Genomic DNA, 2927 nt, shown 5'->3' on the forward strand with positions numbered 1-2927 from the left:
TCCTTGTTGCCTGAAAAACGGCGCTGGACCGCTTTCATGGGCATGATCACACAATCATCCTGGTCCCGGCCCATGGAGGAGTTGCCCTTGGCCTCTAAAAGACCTATGATCTGACAGGATACCTTGCCCAGTCGAAGTTTCTGCCCCACAAGGTCCCCGTCCCCAAACAGGTTCTCCCTGATGGTGTCCCCCACCACACACACGGTTCGTCCGGAGTTGATCTCATTTTCGGAAAAAGCTCGTCCGGCTTTCATGGTCCAGTTGCGTACCGCAAAAAAATCGTTGGTGGTGCCGGTAATAGTGGTGCTCCAGTTCTGGTTGCCCACCACGGCCACGGCAGATACGGATACGGACGGGGCCACACCGGCCAGATCAGTGATATGTTGTTCAATGGCCTGGACATCTTTAACGGAAAAACTGGGCGCGGTCGAGGCCGCGCCGGGCCCATGGCGCTGGCCCGGGCTAATGAGAAGTACATTGGTGCCCATGGCGGCGATCTGCTCGGTCACCTGGGCCGTGGTGCCGTTGCCGATGGTCACAAGGGTGATCACGGCGGCCACGCCGATGATGATGCCTAAAATGGTGAGCACCGAGCGCATGACATTGCGCCGGATACCCCGCAAAGCCAGGATAAAAGTGTTCCAGATCATCGGTCCTGACCTCCTTTTCCTGTCGGGGCATGTCCGTTTTCAATGTCTGCCACCTGGCCGTCCACAAAGTAAACAATTCGGTCCGAGTATGCGGCCATATCTGATTCATGGGTGACCATGACCACGGTGATCTTCTGTTCCCGGTTCAATTGTTTTAAAAGTTCCATGATCTCGTGGCTTCTGGCCATGTCCAGGTTGCCCGTGGGTTCGTCGGCAAATAATACCGACGGGGTGGTGGCGATGGCCCGGGCAATGGCCACCCGCTGCTGCTGTCCCCCGGAGAGCTCGCCGGGGGTGTGGGCTTCGCGTCCTGCAAGCCCCACCTGTTCGAGAGCCTTGCGCGCCAGCGCTTTGCGTTCTTTAGGCGGTATGCCCCTGTACACCAGGGGCAGTTCCACATTTTCCATGGCCGTGGTCCGGTTCAGCAGGTTGAATCCCTGGAATACAAAGCCCAGGTAAAATCTGCGCAGGGTGGCCAGTTGTTTGCGGCTCATATGGCTGACTTCCACCCCGCCAAAGGTGTACTGGCCCGATGTGGGGGTATCCAGGCATCCAAGGATGTTCATGCAGGTGGATTTGCCCGAGCCCGACGGCCCCATCACCGAAATAAATTCCCCGGAGTCAATGGTCAGGTCAATGCCGCGCAGCGCAAAGATCCTGGCTTCGTTGCTGCCGTAGGCCTTGGTGACCCGGGTCAGGGAGATCAAAGGGTGTCCTTTTTCAGCCATGGCGTCATTTGCCCTTTGTGGTTGCGGAAACAATCACCTCAGAGCCCCGGGTGATCTCGCCTTCCAGAATCTGGGTGTTGATGCCATCATTTAAGCCTGTTTTTACAGGTACAGGCCTTGGCCGCTTGTTTTTGTCCAGAATCCATATGGTATCCTGGTCATTGCCGCCTGTGATGGTGACATGTTTGGCCGACCGGTCGCTGTGCCTGGGCGGGCCGGGCATGAACATCCTTAACAGCGATGGGCTGCTTTTGTTCTCTTCGGGCTTGGGCATTGAGAATCTCAGGGCGCCACTGGGTACGGACAATACCTGGTCGGCCTGCTTAACAATAATGTCTGCCGTGGCCGTCATGCCCGGGCGCAAAGCTAAATCGGCGTTGTCACAGGTCATGATGGTTTCATAGGTCACCACCCCGTCCGTGGTGGTGGCATTAAACCGAACCTGCAGGATTTTAGCCGAAAATTTGCGTTTGGGATAGGCATCCACGGTAAAGTGGGCGTCAAGTCCTTCCTTGACCACACCGATGTCTGCTTCATCCACATCCACGTTCAGCTTCATTTTGGTTAAATCTTCTGCCAGGGTAAACAGCACCGGAGCCTCAAATGAGGCGGCCACGGTGGCGCCCTTTTCAGTGTCCCGGGTCAGGACCACGCCGTTTACGGGGGAGATGATGTCCGCCTTGGACAATTCGGTTAAGGTGCTGTCCAAAGAGGCCTGGACCTCGGCGACACTTGCCTGGGCCATGGCCCGGTCGGCCAGGGCCCGGGTGTAGTTGGCCCGGGCTTGATCCATATCGGTCTGGGCCGGCACCTTGCCGCCGCTCAATTCCCGGACTTTTTTCAGGTTTTTTAATTTCCGGTCGGTCTCTTCCACCGTGGCCTGGGCCTGGCGCACCGATGCCCGGGCCGATGCCAGAGACGCCTTGCTTTTGCGCACCTGGGCCTGCAGATCCGTGATATCCAGCCGGGCCAGGAGCTGGCCTACGGTGACCCGGTCATTGTAATCCACAAAAACCTCCTGGATGGTGCCGGATAATTCACTGCCCACCTCCACCTCATTGGTGGGTTCCAGGGTGCCAGTGGCGGAAACCGTTACGTGAATATCGGTGATTGCGGCCGGAGATGTCTTAAACGAGATGCCTGGATCCACCCCCATACCGTCGTCCGGTCGGCCTTTGGGCCCCAGAAGAAAATATGCCCCTGCTGCGGCGACAATCAGAATCAAAAGAATTATAAAGATACGCTTTTTGCCTTTTTTTCGGGGACCGGTGTTTTTTAATGTGGCATTGATATCATCGGTTAAATCCATGGGAACTCCAGAGATGTTAGGGGGTTGACTCTATTTGAGACTTGTTTTGTCCGCCTTTGGGGGCGCGTCGGATGCGATCGGGGTCCAGCCCCCGCCAAGGACCTTGTAAAGGGTGATCAGGTTGGAGACACAGCTCCCTTGGCTTGTGGCAAGATCACTTTCATAGGATAATACGGTCTGCTGGGATGTCAGCACGGTGGTGAAATCAATCAGGCCGGATTCGTATTTCTTTTTGGCCAG

Annotated in this window: 3 protein-coding genes and 1 pseudogene; all 4 read right to left on the minus strand. The window is 56.5% G+C overall.

Annotated elements, in window-relative coordinates:
- On the minus strand, positions 1–650 hold a 650-nt coding region (locus AB7U36_RS21660), incomplete at its 3' end, for an ABC transporter permease (protein ID WP_428161685.1).
- On the minus strand, positions 647–1378 hold the full coding sequence (locus tag AB7U36_RS21665) for an ABC transporter ATP-binding protein (protein ID WP_277002439.1): 732 nt from the start codon (positions 1376–1378) through the stop codon (positions 647–649). The genes AB7U36_RS21660 and AB7U36_RS21665, both read right to left, overlap by 4 nt.
- Positions 1379–1382: 4 nt before the next feature.
- Entirely contained in the window at positions 1383–2687 is a 1305-nt protein-coding gene (locus tag AB7U36_RS21670; RefSeq protein WP_428161686.1) for an efflux RND transporter periplasmic adaptor subunit, read from the minus strand.
- Positions 2688–2717: 30 nt separating this feature from the next.
- Positions 2718–2927, minus strand: a pseudogene (locus AB7U36_RS21675) (efflux transporter outer membrane subunit); the annotation flags it as partial.

It is taken from the genome of Desulfobacter sp., from assembly GCF_050177295.1.